Here is a 20,040-nt window from a genome sequence, read left to right as displayed (position 1 = left end):
CAATCGGTTAACGATTGGTCAATGACATTCGGCAAGCCTCCAGCGCCTGCGACAGCCGTTCCCACTCTGCTTCGGATCCAGGTAATCCAAACCGCAGGGCCGGCGGCTGATCAAACTGGCGAACAAGAATGCCCTGCCTGGCCAGTGCGTCGGCGAGTTCTGCCGAGCGTGGATGCTGAACGTAGCGAAACGGCAGGGTTCCCCCGGAACCGTCCAGGCCGTGAGCAGCCAGCAACCGTCCCAGCCGTTGACTGCCCGCCAACAACCGCTCGGTCGTGGCGACTTGCCAATGTTCATCTGCCAGCGCCAGCCCCATCACGTAACGGGCGGGTCCACTGACCGTCCAGGGACCAATCATTTTCCGCAGGCGTTCAGCCAGTTCTGGCGCGGTCAGCACCGCGCCTGCCCGCACGCCCGCAAGACCAAAGAACTTACCGACAGATCGCAACACCACCAGACCCTCCCGCCCGGTGGCGAACCCCAGACTCAGCTCGGGGCATCCGTCCACGAACGCCTCATCGACAATCAGCCAGCCACCCCGGTGCTGTAGCCGCTGATGCCAGCGCAACAGGCGCTCTGGTTCGATGGTCTCTCCAGTGGGATTGTTAGGGTTGATCCAGACCAGCACATCCAGATCGTCCAGCCAGGATTCATCCTCACCAGTCACCCGTGCCCAATCCAGGCCGACCACGTGATGCCCGGCGCAGGACCAGCTGTGACCGTGCTCCCGGTAGCCGGGACGGGGAACGCCCACACGGCACGAGGCCCGCATCTGGGGCAACGCCATGATTGCCTCCTGGCTGCCAGCCACCGGCACACAGGCGGCGTCAGCCGGAGCGTCCGCCCACTGCCGCACCAGGGCTTCGAGGCCATCATCCGGCTCCGGTAACCGCTGCCAGACTTCCGGCGGCAGATCCGGCACCGGCCAGCCGTGGGGATTAATACCGGTGGACAAATCAAGCCACCGGTCGCGCGGAATGGCCCAGCGTTTTGCCGCTGCGTTGAGTCGTCCCCCGTGTTCTGGTGCAGTCATGTCCCTGCCCCCGAAAGAAGTCCTGCTACAGCCAACAGAGCGAGTACACCGAGCCACAGCCAGACACCCATCCATACCAGACGGAGCGCACCATCCACCGTGTCCGCGCTGGCCGTTGGTCCGTGCCCCAGAACCGGTCTTTGCTTTAGGCCTGAAGCATAGGGCGACGGACCACCAAGAGATACCTCTAGAGCCCCGGCCCCGGCCGCCATCACCGGCCCGGCATTCGGGCTGTCCCAATCCGGCGCCTGGGTCCGCCAGCAACGCCAGGCCAGGCGGGTGTTGCCAAGCAAGGCATAAGTCAGCGCGGTCAGCCGGGCAGGTACCCAATTCATGACATCGTCCAGCCGGGCGGCCACCCGCCCGAAATACAGATAACGTTCATTGCGATAGCCCCACATGGCATCCAGCGTGTTCACCATCCGATGCAGCAACACACCGGGAATCCCCGCCACCAGAAACCAGAACAAACTGGCAAACACCGCATCCGCCCCATTTTCCAGCATCGACTCGCTTGCCGCCGATGCCACACCCTGTTCGTCCAGCTCACTGGCCTTGCGGCTCACAATCCGGCCTACCTGCTCCCGTGCTTGCTCAAGATCGCCGCTATGCAACGCATCCGACACTGCCCGGCCGTGTTCTGTCAGCCCCCTGATCGACAGAGCAAAATACAACACCACAGCTTGCAGTAGCAGGTATGTCCAGCCATCCAGCGCCCATCGCAACGACTCGGCGACCACCAGCACAGGCAACACGACGATTAATACACCCAACAGCCCCAAGAATATTGACCGGCCCGTGTGCTCCGGCGACCGATTCAACCGCCGTTCAACTAACGCAGCCAGACGCCCGAACCCCACCAGCGGATGCCAACGGCGTGGTTCACCGAGCCAGCGATCCAGTAGCACAGCAAGAAGGCAAACAATCACGGGGAACATAAAGGCGTTCAAATCGGCAGCATCTCTCTTAAGCAGACAAAACTTGGGAGCCAGGAATTGGTTGGGTAGGGCTCTCCAAAACACGCTGTGAATACATCCATGTACGCTCCGCTCCGCCATCCATGGCTCCGCAGGGTTTTGGAGAGCCCTACCCAACCAATTCCCCGGACTATGGGCGTTCGTGATCAGGCAGGAGTTTAACCGAGTCACCGTCGGCCTTGACACCTTTTCGGACCGGGTAGACCATTTGTTGTTTTCCCCGGCCAGGACTCATTCATGCCTTACCTGCCCAGAAGTTGGACACAACAACCGCCAAAACCAGATGTACTCATTGCCCGACAAGCTACAGAACGCCAGCAGGTTCTGACTAAACCACCGGGTTCTCTGGGACAACTGGAACAACTGGCCATCCAGCTGGCTGGTTTAGAAAAGTGCGAACAGCCAAGGGTGGACCCGGTGCGGATCACCGTGTTCGCCGGCGACCACGGTGTATGCGAAGAAGGCGTATCCGCGTTTCCACAGGAAGTAACGGCACAGATGATCGCCAACTTCGCTACAGGTGGCGCGGCCATCAGCGTGCTGGCAAAACAGCTGAATGCGTCGCTGGAGGTGGTGAACCTGGGCACTGTCGGCGAGGTAACGGTGTTACCCGGCGTTCGTGATGAACAAATCGCACCGGCGACGGCCAATCTGGCAGTGAACAACGCGATGACCGAAGACCAGGTGTGCGCAGCGCTTGCCAGTGGCGACGCGGCGGCAGAACGTGCTGCTGACGCCGGATGTCGGTTATTTATCGGCGGCGACATGGGTATTGGCAACACCACCAGTGCTGCGGCCCTGGCCTGTGCATTGCTAAATCAGTCACCGGAGCAGCTGGTCGGTCCCGGCACGGGGCTGGACAAAGCAGGGATTTCCCGTAAAAGTCAGGTGGTGGCAAGGGCACTGGAACGACACGGTGACAGCACCGATCCTTTGACGGTCCTGGCTTCTCTTGGCGGCTTTGAAATTGCCGCGCTGACCGGTGCAATCCTGGGCTGTGCAGCGCGGGGTATTCCGGTGCTGGTGGATGGTTATATCGTCTCGGTCGCCGCGCTGTTAGGCGTGCACCAACAACCAGCGCTGCGGGATTGGCTGCTGTTCGCCCACCGTTCGGCGGAGCCCGGGCATGCCAGGGTGCTGGAGGCTCTGGACGCAAAGCCCCTGCTGGATCTCGGTATGCGACTGGGCGAAGGCAGCGGCGCGGCGGTGGCGGTTCCCCTGCTGCGAGCGGCCTGTGCCCTGCACAACAACATGGCCAGTTTTACCGATGCCGGTGTCAGCAATAAGGACACTACGTCCTGAAGGACCATGATGAATAACAGCACCACAACCATTGATCTGATCCGCCACGGCGAACCCGCCGGTGGCCCGATGTTCCGGGGCAGCCAGGATGACCCGCTCAGTGCTTTGGGATGGCAGCAGATGCAGGCCGCCATTTCCAATAAAGATGAGTGGGATCTGGTGGTTACCTCGCCGTTGCTGCGCTGCCGACGGTTTGCCGAACAGCTTGCAACCGACCGGCAGCTTCCGCTGGAGCATGACGAACGCTTGCGGGAAATCAGTTTCGGTGACTGGGAGGGTATGACAGCCGACGCCATTCTGGCTGACGCCCCGGAGGCACTGACCCGGTTCTGGAACGACCCTGTCGCCCATCCACCACCCGGCGGTGAAAGTATGAGTGAGTTTCACGCCAGGGTGCGGGACGGCTGGCATCACTGGTGTCGTGAAGCCGCGGGGCAGCGCGTTCTGGTGGTATGCCACGGTGGCGTGATCCGCATGATACTGGCCGAGGTGATGGGCATTCCGCTGAACCGGAGTTTCTCAGCCATGGCGGTTCCCTATGCCTGTCGCAGCCGGCTGCGCATTGACCAGTCCGAGCACGGTGTTTTCAGCTCCTTGCTGAGTCATGGCGCCTGAGCGCCCTCACTCCTTGAGCCAAAGCGGCAACCCCGCAACACTCATCACCACCCGGTCACAGGTGGCCGCGATGTCCTGATTCAACCAGCCGAGCTCATCGCAGAACCGACGGGTCAGCGGGTCCATGCCAATGGTACCCAGACCTACTTCGTTGCTGACAACGGCGACACTGCCAGGATAGCTTCGCAACGCCGCCAGAAACGCCTCACGTTCATGAGCGAAGGTCTCCTCCCCGGCAAACAAAAGGTTACTGATCCACAGGCTCATGCAATCGACCAACAGGAACGGCGGCGAGGTCTCGTCTCTATAGGTTTCCAGGACACTGGCAAGCCGGAGCGGTGCCTCCGCTAATCCCCAGTGATCCGGCCGGCTATCGACATGCCGTTTTACCCGCTGTGCCATTTCCTCATCCCCCACCGTGGCCGTGGCTACGTAGACCACCGCACCACCGGATTCAGTGGCCAGCTGTTCTGCCAATGCCGTTTTCCCTGAGCGGATACCCCCCATAACGAGAGTTCGCGATACACCCATGAATGCTCCTTCGGGATCAATCGGTGATCAAAAATGGCCCAATGTGATGCAGATCACATTTATCTAATATGCTACAAACTGTCACGTTACCCCGGAGCAGGGTCTTTCCGGGCAATCACAACAATAATCGAAATGCCTCAACAATAAAAAAACGAATTGCCGGGCAAGCCGGTAATGACGACGAACGAGAGGTTCACATGAAGTATAAGAAACGACCCATGCGAACAGCGTGGGCATTGGCTGGTGCGTTGCTGATCACCGGGTGCGGCGGCTCCGAAGAAGGCAACGAAGGCAGCCCGCAACAGGGACCATCAACACCCCCCAACGATCCTGTCATTTCCTCGGACACACAGACCTTCAGGGAACCGGCCGCGATTGACCGTTTCAGCTTCGCCAATGGCTGTTACACCCTGGAAGCCGAAGGCAATTATCTGAGCGCCGACCCGCAATCGGGCCAATACTCCACGACCCGCGATGCCGGTCAGGCCACTGCATTCCGGATGCGCCCCACCCGTCTCGGGGCCTACCTGATGATGTCGGGTTATCAACGCAACACCGGGGAAGTTGGTCTGTTTGAGCTGCTTGGCATCAGCGACCCCGCCGGCGAATTCCTGGATGACGCCGGTAATTTCATTGGCGAGATCTCCTACCTGGTTGCCGGCCTCGGGGATACCACCAACCTGATTCTGGACCCAGTGGCTCCGCTGGGAGATGCGCTGCGTTCGATCGGTGAGAGTATTGAGTTCACCGGTGATCAGTTGGGTGACACCACCGTCAGTCCCTCGCTTGCCATGGTGAGTTCACCCAGTGATCTGGCGGTATGGCAACTGCAACGCCAGGGCAATGAACAGCGCTATACCCTGGCTTCTGACGTCACTGGCCTGATGCTGGCCGCCACGGACGATGGCCTGGCTCTTGTGTCGCCCTCTGTCATTGACGAATCCGGCGCCTTTGCCCTGCGTGAGGCCGAGGGCTGTGACCACTATCCGGAAGCGGAACTGAATGCGGAGGTCGTCGACTCGAAAGGCCCGGCCACCTATCTGAAAGAGGTGGACCGTTTCCGCAACGTGAAAGGCATCGATAAAGACGACGTCTTCGGCTTTGTCGACGCCCACTCCCATATCTCCGCCTACGAGTTCATCGGAGGCCGGGTCAATTACGGCGCCCCCTTCCACCGCTTTGGTGTGACCCACGCACTCCATGACTGCGAGGCCGTCCACGGCCCCTGGGGCGCTACCGGCTTTGTCGAGCTGGCCACCAGCGGTATCGGCACCCACGACACCCAGGGCTGGCCCACGTTCAATGACTGGCCCCGCTACAACTCCCTGCAGCATCACCAGAGTTACTACCGCTGGATGGAACGGGCGCACCTGGCGGGGATGAAAATCCTGGTCAATCATCTGGTGCACAACGAAATCCTCTGCCGCATCAACCCGCAGAAAGAGAACGACTGCGACCCCATGGAATCCATCCTGCTGCAGATCCAGCGCATGTACGAGATGCAGGACTACATTGATGCCCAGCACGGCGGCCCGGGGGAAGGCTGGTTCCAGATCGTCACCAGCCCGGCCCAGGCCCGCGAGGTGATCGATGATGGCAAGCTTGCCGTGGTGCTGGGCATTGAGATGTCCAAGGTCTTCAAGTGCGGTGAGTTCCTGGGGGTGGCGGAATGCACCCGGGAAGAGATCGTGGAACGGCTGGATCAGTTCTACCAGCTCGGGGTTCGCAACATCTTCCCGGTTCACAAGTTCGACAACGCCTTTGGCGGCCACCTGCCAGACCTGTCTACCGGCATTGGCATCGGCCCCATTCTCTATGGCGGCAACCTGCTGGAAACCGGCCACCCGGTGGAGTTCGAGGAATGCCCCGAAAGCGTTGAATACACCGGGGGTGAACCAGACCAGAACGCCGACCTGCAGCCTTTTGGCCTGTTCGATCAGTTGCTGTACCAGATGGACTACCTCGGGGAGCGTTTCCCGGAGACCCCGGAGGAAATGGCGGCACTCGACCCCCGCCGGGGCACCGACCAGCTCTGTAACCGTCGCGGCCTGAGCGATCTGGGGGACTTCCTGATCCAGGAGCTGGTGCGACGCAAGATGATGATCGAAACCGACCACATCAGCCGCAAGGCCGCCGCCCGAATTCTGGAGATTACCCGGCCACTGGATTACCCGGTGATCAACAGCCATGGCGGCTGGGGCGGCACCGAAGCCCTGCGGGATCGTATCGCGGCCCAGGGCGGCATTACCGCGTCCTTCGGCGGCACCCGTGAAGACTGGGTGCGCAAACTGATCCGGGATGGCAACCGCCCGCGTCGCGAAGACCTCAAGGTGGGCCCCTTCGGCGGCGCCGGCTTCGCCTCGGACGTCAACGGCATTGCACAGCTGGCGTCCAATCCCGGCACTGCTGAGGACGAAGAAGGCCTCTACCCGTTCACCTCCATTGACGGTCGGGTCCGCTTCGATGTGCAGCGCACCGGCGACCGGGAATTCAGCCTTTACGACGGCCGCGGTGTCGCCCATTACGGCCTGTACCCGGACCAGATCGAAGACATGATCCGCAACAGCGATGCCGATCCTGAACAGATTGACGATGCCATCAATCAGCTTTTCACCTCCGCCGAAGCCTACCTGCGGATGTGGGAACGGATTGAAAGCGCACCACTATAAAAACAAGGACAACGTCATGAACGCCAAGACACTCTTAAACAACGTAAAACGCTGTCAGGCGGGGCTTATCCCCGTGCTGACGGCCACCGTTCTGCTCTCCGGCTGCCTCGGTGGCAACAGCTCATCGGATACGTCGGCAACCAACGACAGCGCCGGGAATAACAGCGATGTGGCCGGCGACACCAGCAACAAGCCCAATAACCCCGGCAATCCGATCGACCGTTTCAGCGACGGTCGCACCTTCCTCGTGGAGCCCGGGCCCGATGCCACCCACGACATGATCAGCGCAATGATCCAACTGCGCCCGGGAGACACCCTGGAATTCGGTTGTGGCTTCATCGAACTGAACCACGGCCTGCTGATTCAGGCCACCGAAGACGTCCTGATCAAGGGGTGTGGCAAGGACAGCACAGTGCTCTCCTTCCGCGACAGCGATAACGTCACCGGCCTGGAAGCGCTGAACGTGCGCGGAATTACGGTGCAGGACCTGACCATCGCCGACTCACCGGGGGACGCTTTCAAACTCAAGGGGGTGAAATGGGGTACGCTGCTCAACGTGCGGGCCATCTGGTCCGGCGGTGGTGAACCGATTACCGCAAGTAACTATTCGGATCGGCTGCACGTGCAGTGCACCAATCCGCCACTGAACGAGGGCGACCCCACGCCGGACTACATCCCCAGCTCCGCCAGCGGACGCTACGGCATCTACCCGGTGGAGTCGGAAAACATCCTGGTGGATAACTCCGAATCCGTGGGCGCGTCCGATGCAGGCATTTACGTTGGCCAGACCAACACCGCCATCATCCGCAACAGCCGTGCTGTTTATAACGTCATGGGCTTCGAGATCGAGAACGTCCAGGGCGGGGAGTACGACAGCAACCTGGCCGAGTGCAACACCGGCGGCTTCCTGATCTACGACCTGGAGAACATCACCCAGTACGGCGATACCTCGGTGATGCTCAACAACACGGCCCGCAACAACAACACCTACAACTTTGCCCACAGTGGCCTGGTGTCCGCCGTGCCCCGGGGTACTGGCTTCATCACCCTGGGCTACGACAACATTGAAGTCTTCAACAACACCTTCGAGGACCACAGCACCGCCGCCGTGATCTATACCAGCTACGAGCTGATCGACGGCAAGGACAAAACCTCGGACAAGAAACTGGATCCGTACACCGAAGGCCTTCACATCCACAACAACGTGATGAAGAACTCCGGGTACGACCTGCCCCCGCCCAACTATGAAAAGGTGCTGCTGGAAGGTCAGGTGGAAACGGTACTGCCCACCCTGATCGGTCTGAAGAACGTCACCAATCCCGGCAAGGGCGCGCACATCGTCTGGGACGGTCTGCTGGATGACCTGGATGCAGACTGCCCCTACCCGGTGGATGCCAACGGTGATCCGGTGCCGGCGGACGAGAATGGCAAACCGATCCACACCAATGAGCACCCGAACCCGTCGTGCCACTACAACGCCTACAAGTTCAACGCCAATGGCGAGCGCAAGCTGCCTCAATGGGGCTCATGCTTCCACGATAACGATCTGGCAGCGGATAGTCAGGCCTACATGAATTTCCACGGCACCCAGGGCCTGGAACTGGTGCTGGCCGCGGCCGAGCAGGACCCCAGCATTCTCACTCTGGAAGGTCTGCAATCGGTACTCGAAGGCCTGGACGGCGCTGTGGCCGACACCGACAAGTCGGTTCACGACTGCCAGGCCCGCTTTGGCAAGCTACTACCGCCGCTGCCCCGGGTGACAATCCCGCCGTTCGAACCCAGTGGTACCATCGATCCGGCCCCCAGCGAGGAATACATCAACCGGCTCTGCAGCAAACGCGTCAAGCCCGGCAGCGTCAACCGGGATGCCCTGGATGTGAACTGTCCGACACTGGACCAGTACAACCTGTTTGCCGATCCCCACGATCCCCGCAGCACCCCGAATGATGGTGGTGTGCCATTCGTGCTCAACAGCAAGCTGTTCTCCGACTACGCCACCAAATACCGGGTCGCCTTCGTGCCACCGGGCACCAAAGCGGTCTACATGGATGGCCAGAGCGGCAGCAACGTCAACGGCACCATCCACTTCCCTACCGGTACGGTGATCGCCAAGACCTTTGCCTTTACCGATGAGAGCAAGGGCACGGAAGAACTGGTGGAAACCCGCCTGCTGATCAAACGGGTCAGCGAGAGTGGCAAGGCATTCTGGGATGGTCCGGCTTATATCTGGGAGAAAGACAGCGAAGGCCAACCGGTGGCAAAACTGGCCATGGGTGGCGGCACCCGTGCGGTTAGCTGGCATTATCAGGACCAGATCACCGGCGAGCTGATGGCGGGCAGCACGGACAACTACGCCATCCCCAACGCCAACCAGTGCATCACCTGCCACAGCAACAATGACGTGGAATCCGGCAGCGCCCCCATCGGCCCGAAACCCCGCAACCTGAACCGCGCCTATGCGCCGGAATCTGCGTTCATGGGTGCCAGCGGTCAGGGTGGCTTCCCCCGGGTCAATCAGCTCAAGTACTGGCAGGATCAGGGCATTCTTACCAATGTACCGGACCTGCAGATCGATGGTCGTGGCATTGCCACCAACATCGAGCGCCTGCCCCACTGGAACCTGGCCGGTGACAGTGGCGAAGCCGCCGGTTCCGATGCCGATGTGGAGGCGCGCCTGCGGGCCTACCTGGAGGTGAACTGCCAGCACTGCCATAACGACCGTGGCGCCGCGTCCAACACCGGTTATTACCTGGACCACTACCGTGACGTCGACGCCGGTTACGGCATCTGCAAGAAGCCCACCGCCACCGGCGGCGGTTCCTGCGGTCGCCAGCACATTGTGGTGCCGGGAGACGCCGACAGTTCCATCGTCTCCTGCCGGGTCACCGACAGCACCGATCCCCAGCGGCGCATGCCACCCATTGCCCGCAGTGTCACCCACATGGAAGGCGTTGAGCTGATCAATTACTGGATCAACAACGTGGTGGACAGTGACTACGCCAATGGCGATGCCTGCGGCAACGGCAGTATCTTTCAGTCTCTGAACTGAGTACACCGGGGCGGCCAGGAATGGCTGCCCCGGTACTCACCCCGCTATCGTGGCCCTCTCCCATCCTCACTGCTATATTGCTTCCTGAGAACGCCAAACGCGACCGCTGCTCAGGGAGACTTCATGCAGGCAGAGCTTATCGATATCCGCAACCATCTGGCCCAGCATGCGCCGTTCGACGAAATGGCGGAGGAGATGCTTGATAAGGTGGTCTCAAGCATTGAGATCTCCTATTTCCGTGCCGGCACGCCCATCCTGGAGTTTGGTCAACGCAATAACTGGCTGTTCTATGTGCGCAGCGGCGCGGTCGAGGTCTATCGCCGATCTGGTGAACTGTACAGCCGGATGAGTGAAGGGGAGTTCTTTGGCCAGTTCGGATTGCTGATGCATAACACCGTACGCTTCCCTGCGACAGCGATCGAAGATTGTCTGATCTACCGGATTCCTGACACTGTTTTCAAGTACCTGTGGGACAACGACGAAAACTTCGCCGATTTCGCGGACACTGAGGGCCGAAGCCGGCTCCGTTCCGCCCTCTCCCGCCGGGAAAAGTCAAACGAACTGATGACCTCAAAGGTCACCCGTCTGATCTCCCGAAAGCCGGTGGCCGCACCCTGTACTGTGCGTCTGCAGGAAGCCGCCCGCATCATGACTGATCAGGGGGTATCTGCACTGCTGCTGATGGACGAGGAAGACGACCGCCCCAAACTCAAGGGCATCATCACCGACCGGGACCTGCGCACCCGCGCCGTGACCGAAGCGTTACCCTCGGAGACGCCGATCAGCGAAATCATGAGCGGGAACCTGATCACCACCCGCGCTCAAAGCTTTATCTTCGAAGCCATGCTCACCATGCTTCACAACAATGTGCACCATCTTCCGGTCATGGATGACGATGAAGTCCGGGGTGTCATCGCCCTCTCGGACATCGTCAAGTATGAGAGCCAGAGCAGCCTGTTCCTGGTCAGCAACATATATCACCAGCAGAACATCAAGGATCTGAAGAAGGTCAGCCGCGATGTCCGTGACAGCTTTGTCCGCATGGTCAATGAAGACGCCAACTCCCATATGATTGGCAGCGCCATGGCCGGCATTGGACGCAGTTTCACCCAGCGTCTGCTGGAGCTTGGCGAAGAGAAGCTGGGCCCGCCACCGGTCCCCTACTGTTTCATGGCCCTGGGCTCGATGGCACGGGATGAACAACTGGTGGTGACCGACCAGGACAACGCCATGATCCTGGATGACAGCTTTGATCCCAAAGAACATGACGCCTATTTCCTCGCGCTGGCGAAGTTCGTCAGCGACGGGCTGGATGCCTGTGGCTATACCTACTGCACCGGTGACATCATGGCCACCAACGAGAAGTGGCGTCAGCCGCTGAAGGTGTGGAAGTCCTACTTTATCGACTGGATCGACAATCCCAAGGCGGAAGCCCTGCTGAACAGCAATATCTTCTTTGATCTTGACGGTATTTACGGTCGCACCGAATTCGCCGAAGAACTAAAAACCCTGGTGGCGGAAAAGGCCAGCAACAGCCAGCGTTTCCTCGCCATGCTGGCCCGCAACGCGCTGAACCGCACGCCCCCTCTGGGTTTCTTCCGTACCTTTGTGATGGAGGAAGACGGCAAGCAAAACAAGACCTTCAACCTGAAACGTCGGGGCACCGCTCCTTTGTCAGACCTGATCCGGGTGCATGCCCTGGCCTGCGGGTCCCGCGCCCAGAACTCCTTCAACCGACTCAAAGCCATAGCCGAAACCAAGCTGATTCCGGAAGACGGTGTGGGCAACCTGAGGGACGCCCTGGAATTCATTTCCATCGTCCGCATCCGCCACCAGGCACTGGCCATCGAAGCCGGGCGGGAGCCGGACAACAATGTTCGCCCGGAAGACCTGTCACCGTTTGAACGCAGCCATCTGAAAGACGCGTTTCAGGTCGTCAGCAACGCGCAGAAATTCCTGAAATTCCGGTATCACAGCCAGGTGGGTCGGCATGCCGGATAACAAAGAGCCGATCTCAGAAACCAGCGAGACCTGGCCCGAACTGTTCGACCAACTCGCAGAAAACGCCAAGGATTCACGACTCAAAGCCTTTTACCAGGCCGGCTGTGTAGCGCCCGACATGCCCCTGGCCGATGTTCCCCTGGTGGCACTGGATTTTGAAACCACGGGGCTGGATCCCGATAGGCATTCCATAGTCAGTATTGGCCTGGTGCCGTTTTCCCTGGACGGGATACAGGTCGGCAAGGGCCGCCACTGGGTTGTCCGCCCCCAGTTGCCGCTGGAGCAGGCCTCCATCACCATTCACGGTATTACACACACGGACATCGACAAGGCGCCGGATTTGGGGGACGTACTGGATGAGATACTGGAGGCCATGGCCGGAAGGATTGCCGTGGTCCATTACCGCAGTATCGAACGGCCATTTTTCAACGTAGCCCTGCAATGGCGACTGAACGAAGGCATCCGTTTTCCGGTCATCGACACCATGGCCATCGAGGGCCATCTTCATCCCAACCGACGGCCAACCCGATGGCAAAAGTTCAGGGGCATGAAGCCCGTATCCATCCGCCTCGCCGATAGCCGGACCCGTTACGGCCTGCCCCACTACCCGCCTCACAATGCGCTGATTGACGCCATTGCCACGGCGGAGTTACTACAGGCCCAGATTCATCATCACTTCAATCCAGACACCGCAGTCAAGGACTTATGGCTGTGACGCCGCCATCGAGTTATCGCTGGCCGGTTTCACGTCGCTGATGTACTCGCCATAGCCCTCTTCCTCCATTTGCTCCAGCGGGATAAAGCGGAGGGCGGCCGAGTTCATGCAGTAGCGCAAACCAGTGGGTGCCGGGCCATCATTAAATACATGCCCGAGGTGTGAATCTGCAATGGCACTGCGAATTTCAACGCGGGTCATGAACAGGGAGCGGTCCTCTTTTTCCACGACCGCATCTTCTGAAATCGGACGGGTAAAGCTGGGCCACCCAGTGCCGGACTTGTACTTGTCCCTGGAGGAGAACAGCGGTTCTCCGGACACCACATCCACATACAATCCCGGGCGTTTTTCATCCCAGTATTCATTGGCGTACGCCCGCTCGGTGCCATCTTCCTGAGTCACGTAATACTGCTCCTTGGTCAGCATCCGTTTGAGCTCTTTGTCGTCCGGCTTCACAAAAGACTGCAGATCTCGCGCATCGTTCTTCATGGTGTCCTCTTCAGGCTGATACTGAGAGTAATCAACTTCCTGCTCTTCACCCCAGACCTTCTCGATGAACTGGTAACGGCCGGAATTAAAGGTATAGAACTTGTACCGTACCGGGTTCTTCTTGTAATAATCCTGGTGGTATTCCTCGGCGTCGTAGAAAGACTTGAAGGGTACGATTTCAATCACCACCGGGTCGTCGTAACGGCCGGACTCTTTCAGCGCCCTCACCGAGGCTTCGGCCGCACGCTTCTGCTCTTCATTGTGATAAAAAATCGCGGGCCGATACTGGCTGCCCCGATCCACATACTGGCCTTTCGCGTCGGTCGGGTTTGCAGTGCGCCACAAAGCCTGGAGCAGGCCTTCGTAGGTGATGACCTCCGGGTCATAATAGACCTGGACAGCCTCGGTGTGGCCGGTACTGCCGCCAGAAACCTGCTTATAGGTGGGATCCTTCTCATCGCCACCGCTGTACCCGGATACCGCCTCGACGACCCCCGGTACTTTTTCCTCATACATTGCTTCCACACACCAGAAACACCCGCCGGCGAAAGTCGCTATCGCCAGGTCAGGATCGTCGGGTGCGTATTTTGAGTCCGAATCGCTGGAAGCACCCACCTGGAAACCGGTCAGCGCTATGGCCACCGCCATGGACATCAGTAACAGATACCGTTTCATAACTTTAACCTCTTGCCCTTTGATTACTGTGACCAGTCTGCACGGAATTAATCACACCACTTTCTCCAGTTTATTACGTTTGTATAACGTCAGAGAGATCAATGCGGATGCACACGGCTCAGCTTGAAGGCGTCACCGGTAACCGAATACAAAACGAAGCGCCACTGGACGGCAGGTTGGCAACGTCAATATCACCGCCCTGGAGGGTCATAATCCTGCGGGCAATGGCGAGCCCCAGACCGGCATGGCCGCCAGTCCCATCAGAAGATTCACCGCGATAGAAGGGATCGAAGATGTGGGGCAGGTCCTGCTCCGGAATGCCAGGACCACTGTCCCGCACACAGACTTGCGGCCGGCCGTTCGCCTGCCCGAAAACCACTTCGATTCGCCCGCCGGCAGGGCTGTAGGCAATGGCATTACCGATCAGGTTGTCCAGCACCCGCTCGGTCATGGCGAGGTCCGCATAGGCCAGCGGCTGATCCGGGTCGCCATTGACGGTCAGATCCAGCTGCCTGTTGCGGGCTTCCCGCCCGTGCTTCTGGACCACATCGTGCACCAGCTCAGCGAGGGGAAAGGGTTCTGGCACCGGCTGCTTTTCCCGGGCTTCCAGTGCCGCCAGCTCGAACAGCTCATCCACCAGGCGGCTCAGGCGACGGCCTTCCTTGAGGGCGATGTCGAGAAAACGGTCCTGCTCGTCCGGACTGAGACGGTCGCGCCGTAATTTCAGGCTTTCAATGTAACCCTGCATCGAGGCCAGTGGCGTACGCAGATCATGGGACACCTGAGCCACCAGTTGGCGGCGCTGGGCGTCCTTTTCCGTCAGTTGCTCAATCTGGGAAGCAATACGACGGGCCATATCATCAAAGGTGGCGCCCAGGTAGTCGATCTCGTCACGGACCACGGGGCGCCTGTCACGCCAGGTACTGACCGGCGGATGACTCATGTCACTGTGCTCAAATGCCTCCACCAGCCGGGTCAGCAAAGTCAGCCGCCTGGTCAGTAGGCGGAAGACCGCCAACCCCGCAATCATGACCACCGCCAGACTGAGCAGCAGGGCCCAGGCACTCAGTTCCAGCAGCTGGCCGCCCCGGGCCATGGTTTCCGCAGCGTCGTATTCTTCACCCCGGAGCACCACGTAGAGATAGCCTTCCGGATTGTCCATGGATGGTACCGGGGTCACGGAAAACACTTTCTGCCGGTCATGGCTCCGCGGGTCATCGCCCAGCACGGGATAGCGGCTCATGTCGTCCATCAGCCGGTGTATGGGTTCCAGTGAGACTTGCTTGCGCTTGATTTTGGCCGGGTCTGCGGAGTAGGAAAGGATGGTGCCATCCAGATCCAGCAGATAGATTTCAATACTGGGGTTGATGGTCATATACAGCGCGAAGAGTTCTTTCAGGGCACTGCGGTCAAGCTCTCCTTCGCTGACCAGATTCCTGTCCGACACCAGGTTTTTTGCCAGGTCCCGGTGCAGCTCCTGATTCACCGAGGCGTTGTACTCCCGCAATGAGTATAGACTGATAAAGGCGTACAGCAGGCCGACAGCCAGTAACAGCAGGAACAGGCCCAGAGCCAGCCGGGTGTAGAGTGTCCTCACCATGGCTCAGTCCCGGAAGCGATAGCCCACCCCCCACACGGTTTCAATAAACTCCGGCCGGGCAGGATCCTTCTCGATCTTGCCACGTAGCCTGTTGATATGGGTGTTGACGGTATGCTCGTAGCCCTCATGGTTGTAGCCCCAGACTTTGTCCAGTAGCTGGGCACGGCTGAATACCCGCCCAGGATGGCTGGCAAAGTGCCAGAGCAGGTCGAACTCGCGGGCCGTCAGTTCCACTTCCTGCTCCCGCACAAACACCCGGCGGCGATCCGGGTCGATACGCAACCCTTCGGTACTCAGCTCGCCACTCTTTTCTTCATGACCGGCGTTGTCGGCCGGTGCCGACGCCATGGCATCCACACGCCGGAACAGGGCTTTCACCCGCGCAGCCAGCTCAGCCACACTGAAAGGCTTAGTGAGGTAGTCGTCCGCCCCCATTTCAAGGCCCAGCACCCGGTCCAGTTCCGTGCTTTTCGCCGTCAGCATCAGTACCGGCACATAACCCGGGCCGGAGCGGATCTCGCGACAAACCGAGAGGCCGTCCAGTCCGGGCAGCATCAGGTCGAGAACCACCAGGTCGATGCCCCCTTCACGAAAACGCTCAAGCCCGGTGTCACCCCGATCACACAGAATGGGGTTCATACCAAGGTCGGCCACGTGCATACGTACCAGCTCCCCAATGCCCGGGTTATCCTCAACAATCAGTACGTTTCGTGTCATAGGTTCCTGGCTCTGGCGCCCCGCCGAGGCGCGCGGTTAATTCATGGAATCCGACTTGCCCATGCCATCGCCCTTCATGCCATCCTTCATGTCGTCATGCATGGTCTTGTCGTCCTTCATGCCCATGCCATCGTCCTTCATCCCCATATCGTCTCCGGACATGTTGTCTTTCATACCATCGCCCATGGAGTCGGACATGTCATCCTTCTTCATATCCTCGTGAGCCATTGCCCCCTTCATGTCGTCGTCCATCATGCCATCGTCGGACGCCATTTCATCCGCCTGGACCGCACTGGCCATCAGGCCGAACAGGCACATGGCTGCAATTGTCGTGAATTTGTTCATTGTGATCTCTCCGTAAGGGTTTTGGCCTGCCGGACTGGCAGGTTCGGCATCCATCCTGGAGGCGCGCCATCACGGGATAATCACAGGGTGTTAAACAGTGTATAGCGGAAAGTTCACAAATCTGTCACGCCGGCATCATTCCTCCAGACTACCCAGCAGACGCTGACGGATGATGTTGTCGGCGTCGTCCATGATGCGGCCGATCAGTTCTTCGCAACTGGGAATGTCGTGGATCAGACCCGCCACCATGCCGCAACTCCAGGCCGCCTCGTCCATCTTGCCTTCCTGCAGCACCAGCCGGCCCTTCACACCGGTTACCAGGTGACGGATATCATCAATGGTTTCCGCCTCGCCCTTCGCTTTCTCGATGCGGATGATTTCCTCCACGGCGGCGTTGTTCATCACCCGTTCGGTGTTGCGCAGGTTACGCATGATCAACCGTGTCTGCCGTTCATCGGCCTCAACGATGGCCTGTTTGACGTTGTTGTGAACGGGAGCCTCCGTGGTGGCAATAAAACGGGTGCCCATATTCATGCCATCGGCGCCCAGGGCCATGGCCGCCACCAGGCTACGGCCGTCGGCCATGCCGCCGGAGGAGACGAATGGAATGGTAAGCTCCTCCGCCGCGCGGGGCAGCAGTATAAAGTTGGGAATATCATCCTCCCCGGGGTGACCGCCGCACTCAAAACCATCCACGCTGACGGCATCGCAGCCGATTTTTTCGGCCTTCAGAGCATGGCGCACTGAGGTACATTTATGGATAACCTTGATCCCGGCTGCCTTCAGTTGCGGCATGTATTGCTCGGGGCTGCGTCCGGCGGTTTCCACCACTTTCACACCGCCGTCGATAATGGCCTGGATATAGTCCGGGTACGGAGGCGCCTTGAAGGATGGTAAAAACGTCAGGTTGACGCCGAATGGCTTGTCAGTCATCTCGGCACAACGTGCAATTTCCCTGGACAGGTCTTCCGGGGTAGGCTGGGTCAGTCCGGTGATAATACCGAGACCGCCGGCGTTGGAGACGGCAGCTGCCAGCTCAGCATAGCCAACATGGTGCATGCCACCCTGGATGATCGGGTGACGGATACCAAACAATTCGGTGATTCTGGTCTTCATAGCGGGTTTCCTGTTTTGTCGTTAGAATGAAATCAAATAGCGATACGAGGTTGCAGTGGCAGAAAAAATAACAACAAGGGCAACTCCAGCGGACGCTTTACGACGTGCGCGGCGGATGTGGCTGAAGGGCGAAAGAATTCACCTGGCATCCCTCTCCGCGGAACTGAATATCGGAAGGGCCACCCTGTTTCGCTGGGTTGGCAACAAGGATTTACTGTTGGGGGAAGTGCTCTGGTCACTTTACGAACCCCTGAGACTGGAAGCCCTGAGTACAACCCCCGGGCAAGGTGTAGATTTCGTGGTTGGGGTGTACCGACACGTTAACTCGACCCTGCTCCACTCCGAACCTCTGCGGCGATTTATCCACCAGGATCCCGAATACGCGCTGAAGATCCTGACCTCATCCCAGTCCACAATTCACAGCCGTACGGTGGAAGCCAATACCCGCACGCTTCGGGACCAGATAGCATCAGGTCATATCCAACCGCCCCTGAACGTCAACAGCCTGTCCTATTTCATGGTGCGCCTGGCCGAATCCTGCCTGTACAGCGACATCATCAACGGCCGCGAGCCCCGGGATGAGGAGCTGGAAGACGCCTGTACGGCAGTGCGGATTCTGCTTGGCGGGAAGGCCTAGAACCGGGGGGCTGGTCCCGCGGCGGGGGTACCTTTTCTGCCGGGAAAAATAACTCGCTTTGCTCAGACATCTTTTTCCCGGCAGAAAAGGTACCCCCACCCCGTGACCGACCTGACTTCAGAGTGTTTCTCTCGGCCCTTACAACTGCAGCGACCGAACCTCCAGAAACTCCTCCAGCCCCCATTTGCCGAACTCGCGGCCAATGCCGGAGTGGCCGAAGCCGCCGAATGGAGCCATGGGATTGAAGGCGCCACCATTTACAAACACCTGACCGGTACGCAGCTTGCTCGCCACTTGTTTCGCCTTGTCGGCGTCCGCTGACCAGACCGCGCCGGACAGTCCGTACTGGGTGCCGTTGGCGATGCGGATGGCTTCCGCTTCATCGTTGTAGGGAATCACGCACAGCACCGGGCCGAAGATTTCTTCCTGGGCCAGGCGGCTGTCCGGTTTGACGTTGCCGAACACCGTAGCCTTGACGAAGTAGCCTTTGTCACAGCCTTCTGGCGCTTCCGGGCCGCCTGCGACCAGGGTATGACCTTCCTCGATGCCGAGTTTGATGTAGTCGATGACCTTGTCACGCTGTTGCGCCGAGGCCAGCGGGCCCAGGCGGGTGGTTTCTTCCAGCGGATTGCCCGGGGTCATTTTGGCGACGGCGGCGGCTGCCAACTCACAGGCTTCGTCGTGCTGTTCCGCCGGCACCAGCATACGGGTCAACGCGGTGCAGGTCTGGCCGGAGTTGAGCAGGCAGTTGTTTACTGTGCCTTTCACCGCTGCCGCCAGATCCGCGTCCGGCAGGATCACCGAGGCGGATTTCCCCCCCATTTCCAGGGCAATGCGCTTGAAGTCATCGGCAGCGGCATGGGCAATCAGGTTGCCGGTGCGGGTGGAGCCGGTGAAGGACACCATGCTGACGTCCGGATGTTTGATCAGGGTGTCGCCGACGGTGTGGCCTTCACCACACACCAGGTTGAATACGCCCTTGGGCAGGTCGGTCCCGTCCAGGATTTCTGCCAGGATGTAGGCGCTCTGGGGGGCGATTTCCGAGGGCTTGAGCACCACGGTACAGCCGGCGGCAATGGCCGGCACCACTTTCAGGATGACCTGGTGCAGCGGGTAGTTCCATGGCGTGATGCAGCCCACCACGCCCACGGGCGCATACTGCACTTCCGAGTTACCGGACTGCTCGCTGAACGGGAAGTCCGGCAGCAGGTTCAGGTAGGTCTTGGTGATCGTGGCCGGCAGCCCGGCCTGGATAGCGGTGGCCAGTTTGATCGGCATACCCACTTCACGGCATACCGTTTCCGCGATTTCACCTGCGCGCTCTTTCAGTCCTGCGTGGAGCTGTTCCAGCACCTTGATGCGCTGTTCCAGGGTGCTGTCGGACCAGGTTGCAAAGGCGGCATCGGCAGCGGCGATGGCCTGTTCCATCTCTTCGCGGCCGGAGGCCGGGACTTTGGCAATCACCTCACCGGTGCCGGATTCGTGCACATCAATGGTGTCGCCAGTCCAGTTCACCCATTGGCCGTTAATGTAATTCTTGCTGAGATCGTTCATTTGCTCACTCCTGTG

Annotated in this window: 16 protein-coding genes; 7 read left to right on the top strand and 9 right to left on the bottom strand. The window is 59.6% G+C overall.

Features of this window, described 5'->3' with window-relative positions; all coding sequences use genetic code 11:
- Positions 1–7: 7 nt before the first annotated feature.
- Both cobD and cbiB read right to left on the bottom strand, forming a co-directional pair.
- Entirely contained in the window at positions 8–1,033 is a 1,026-nt protein-coding gene (cobD, locus tag Q0Y21_RS16480; RefSeq protein ID WP_297797796.1) for a threonine-phosphate decarboxylase CobD, read from the bottom strand.
- Positions 1,030–1,971, bottom strand: a complete 942-nt coding sequence (gene cbiB, locus Q0Y21_RS16475; protein ID WP_297797839.1) for an adenosylcobinamide-phosphate synthase CbiB — start codon at positions 1,969–1,971, stop codon at positions 1,030–1,032. Before cbiB ends, cobD begins: the two co-directional genes overlap by 4 nt.
- A gap of 276 nt (positions 1,972–2,247) precedes the next feature.
- Here cbiB and cobT point away from each other — a divergent pair, with 276 nt between their 5' ends.
- Both cobT and cobC read left to right on the top strand, forming a co-directional pair.
- Positions 2,248–3,312: a nicotinate-nucleotide--dimethylbenzimidazole phosphoribosyltransferase gene (cobT, locus tag Q0Y21_RS16470; protein ID WP_297797794.1), complete on the top strand. Its 1,065-nt coding sequence runs from the start codon at positions 2,248–2,250 to the stop codon at positions 3,310–3,312.
- A gap of 6 nt (positions 3,313–3,318) precedes the next feature.
- Positions 3,319–3,927: an alpha-ribazole phosphatase family protein gene (gene cobC, locus Q0Y21_RS16465; RefSeq protein ID WP_366517695.1), complete on the top strand. Its 609-nt coding sequence runs from the start codon at positions 3,319–3,321 to the stop codon at positions 3,925–3,927.
- Between the two features lie 6 nt (positions 3,928–3,933).
- Here the strand turns inward: cobC and cobU are convergent, their stop codons facing one another.
- Complete coding sequence (gene cobU / locus Q0Y21_RS16460; protein ID WP_297797791.1) at positions 3,934–4,458, bottom strand: bifunctional adenosylcobinamide kinase/adenosylcobinamide-phosphate guanylyltransferase; 525 nt, start codon at positions 4,456–4,458, stop codon at positions 3,934–3,936.
- A gap of 218 nt (positions 4,459–4,676) precedes the next feature.
- Between cobU and Q0Y21_RS16455 the strand changes: the two genes are divergently transcribed.
- The 4 genes from Q0Y21_RS16455 to Q0Y21_RS16440 all read left to right on the top strand — a co-directional run bounded on the left by Q0Y21_RS16455 (position 4,677) and on the right by Q0Y21_RS16440 (position 12,892).
- A complete protein-coding gene (locus Q0Y21_RS16455; RefSeq protein WP_297797789.1) occupies positions 4,677–7,127 on the top strand; it encodes a membrane dipeptidase in 2,451 nt (816 codons plus the stop codon).
- Between the two features lie 16 nt (positions 7,128–7,143).
- The gene (locus Q0Y21_RS16450) at positions 7,144–10,176 is read left to right on the top strand and encodes a parallel beta-helix domain-containing protein (RefSeq protein WP_297797787.1); all 3,033 of its coding nucleotides are present in this window, start codon (positions 7,144–7,146) and stop codon (positions 10,174–10,176) included.
- Positions 10,177–10,299: 123 nt separating this feature from the next.
- On the top strand, positions 10,300–12,177 hold the full coding sequence (locus Q0Y21_RS16445) for a putative nucleotidyltransferase substrate binding domain-containing protein (RefSeq protein WP_297797785.1): 1,878 nt from the start codon (positions 10,300–10,302) through the stop codon (positions 12,175–12,177).
- On the top strand, positions 12,167–12,892 hold the full coding sequence (locus Q0Y21_RS16440) for a 3'-5' exonuclease (RefSeq protein WP_297797783.1): 726 nt from the start codon (positions 12,167–12,169) through the stop codon (positions 12,890–12,892). The genes Q0Y21_RS16445 and Q0Y21_RS16440 overlap by 11 nt, the downstream gene beginning before the upstream one ends.
- Here the strand turns inward: Q0Y21_RS16440 and msrB are convergent.
- The 5 genes from msrB to Q0Y21_RS16415 form a co-directional block, all read right to left on the bottom strand.
- Positions 12,881–14,056, bottom strand: a complete 1,176-nt coding sequence (gene msrB / locus Q0Y21_RS16435; RefSeq protein ID WP_297797781.1) for a peptide-methionine (R)-S-oxide reductase MsrB — start codon at positions 14,054–14,056, stop codon at positions 12,881–12,883. The genes Q0Y21_RS16440 and msrB overlap by 12 nt on opposite strands.
- 118 nt (positions 14,057–14,174) lie before the next feature.
- Positions 14,175–15,656 carry an ATP-binding protein gene (locus Q0Y21_RS16430; protein WP_297797779.1) on the bottom strand — a complete coding sequence of 494 codons (1,482 nt, stop codon included), beginning with the start codon at positions 15,654–15,656 and terminating at the stop codon, positions 14,175–14,177.
- Between the two features lie 3 nt (positions 15,657–15,659).
- Positions 15,660–16,373, bottom strand: coding sequence for a response regulator transcription factor (locus Q0Y21_RS16425; protein ID WP_297797777.1), 714 nt, complete (start codon positions 16,371–16,373; stop codon positions 15,660–15,662).
- A 36-nt stretch (positions 16,374–16,409) separates the two neighbouring features.
- The gene (locus Q0Y21_RS16420) at positions 16,410–16,718 is read right to left on the bottom strand and encodes a hypothetical protein (RefSeq protein ID WP_297797775.1); all 309 of its coding nucleotides are present in this window, start codon (positions 16,716–16,718) and stop codon (positions 16,410–16,412) included.
- 135 nt (positions 16,719–16,853) lie between these two features.
- Positions 16,854–17,834, bottom strand: coding sequence for a nitronate monooxygenase family protein (locus Q0Y21_RS16415; protein WP_297797772.1), 981 nt, complete (start codon positions 17,832–17,834; stop codon positions 16,854–16,856).
- 115 nt (positions 17,835–17,949) lie between these two features.
- Here Q0Y21_RS16415 and Q0Y21_RS16410 point away from each other — a divergent pair, with 115 nt between their 5' ends.
- Positions 17,950–18,471 (top strand): QsdR family transcriptional regulator, encoded by a 522-nt coding sequence (locus Q0Y21_RS16410; protein WP_297797770.1) that lies wholly within the window; start codon positions 17,950–17,952, stop codon positions 18,469–18,471.
- A gap of 138 nt (positions 18,472–18,609) precedes the next feature.
- Here Q0Y21_RS16410 and Q0Y21_RS16405 read toward each other — a convergent pair whose 3' ends face one another.
- Positions 18,610–20,025, bottom strand: coding sequence for an aldehyde dehydrogenase family protein (locus tag Q0Y21_RS16405; RefSeq protein ID WP_297797768.1), 1,416 nt, complete (start codon positions 20,023–20,025; stop codon positions 18,610–18,612).
- Positions 20,026–20,040 lie beyond the last annotated feature (15 nt).

Origin of the sequence: uncultured Marinobacter sp. (genome assembly GCF_947259545.1) — a bacterium.
Taxonomy (GTDB): domain Bacteria; phylum Pseudomonadota; class Gammaproteobacteria; order Pseudomonadales; family Oleiphilaceae; genus Marinobacter.
Note: the sequence above shows the minus strand (reverse complement) of the source record. Positions and strands in the feature narration are given on the sequence as shown.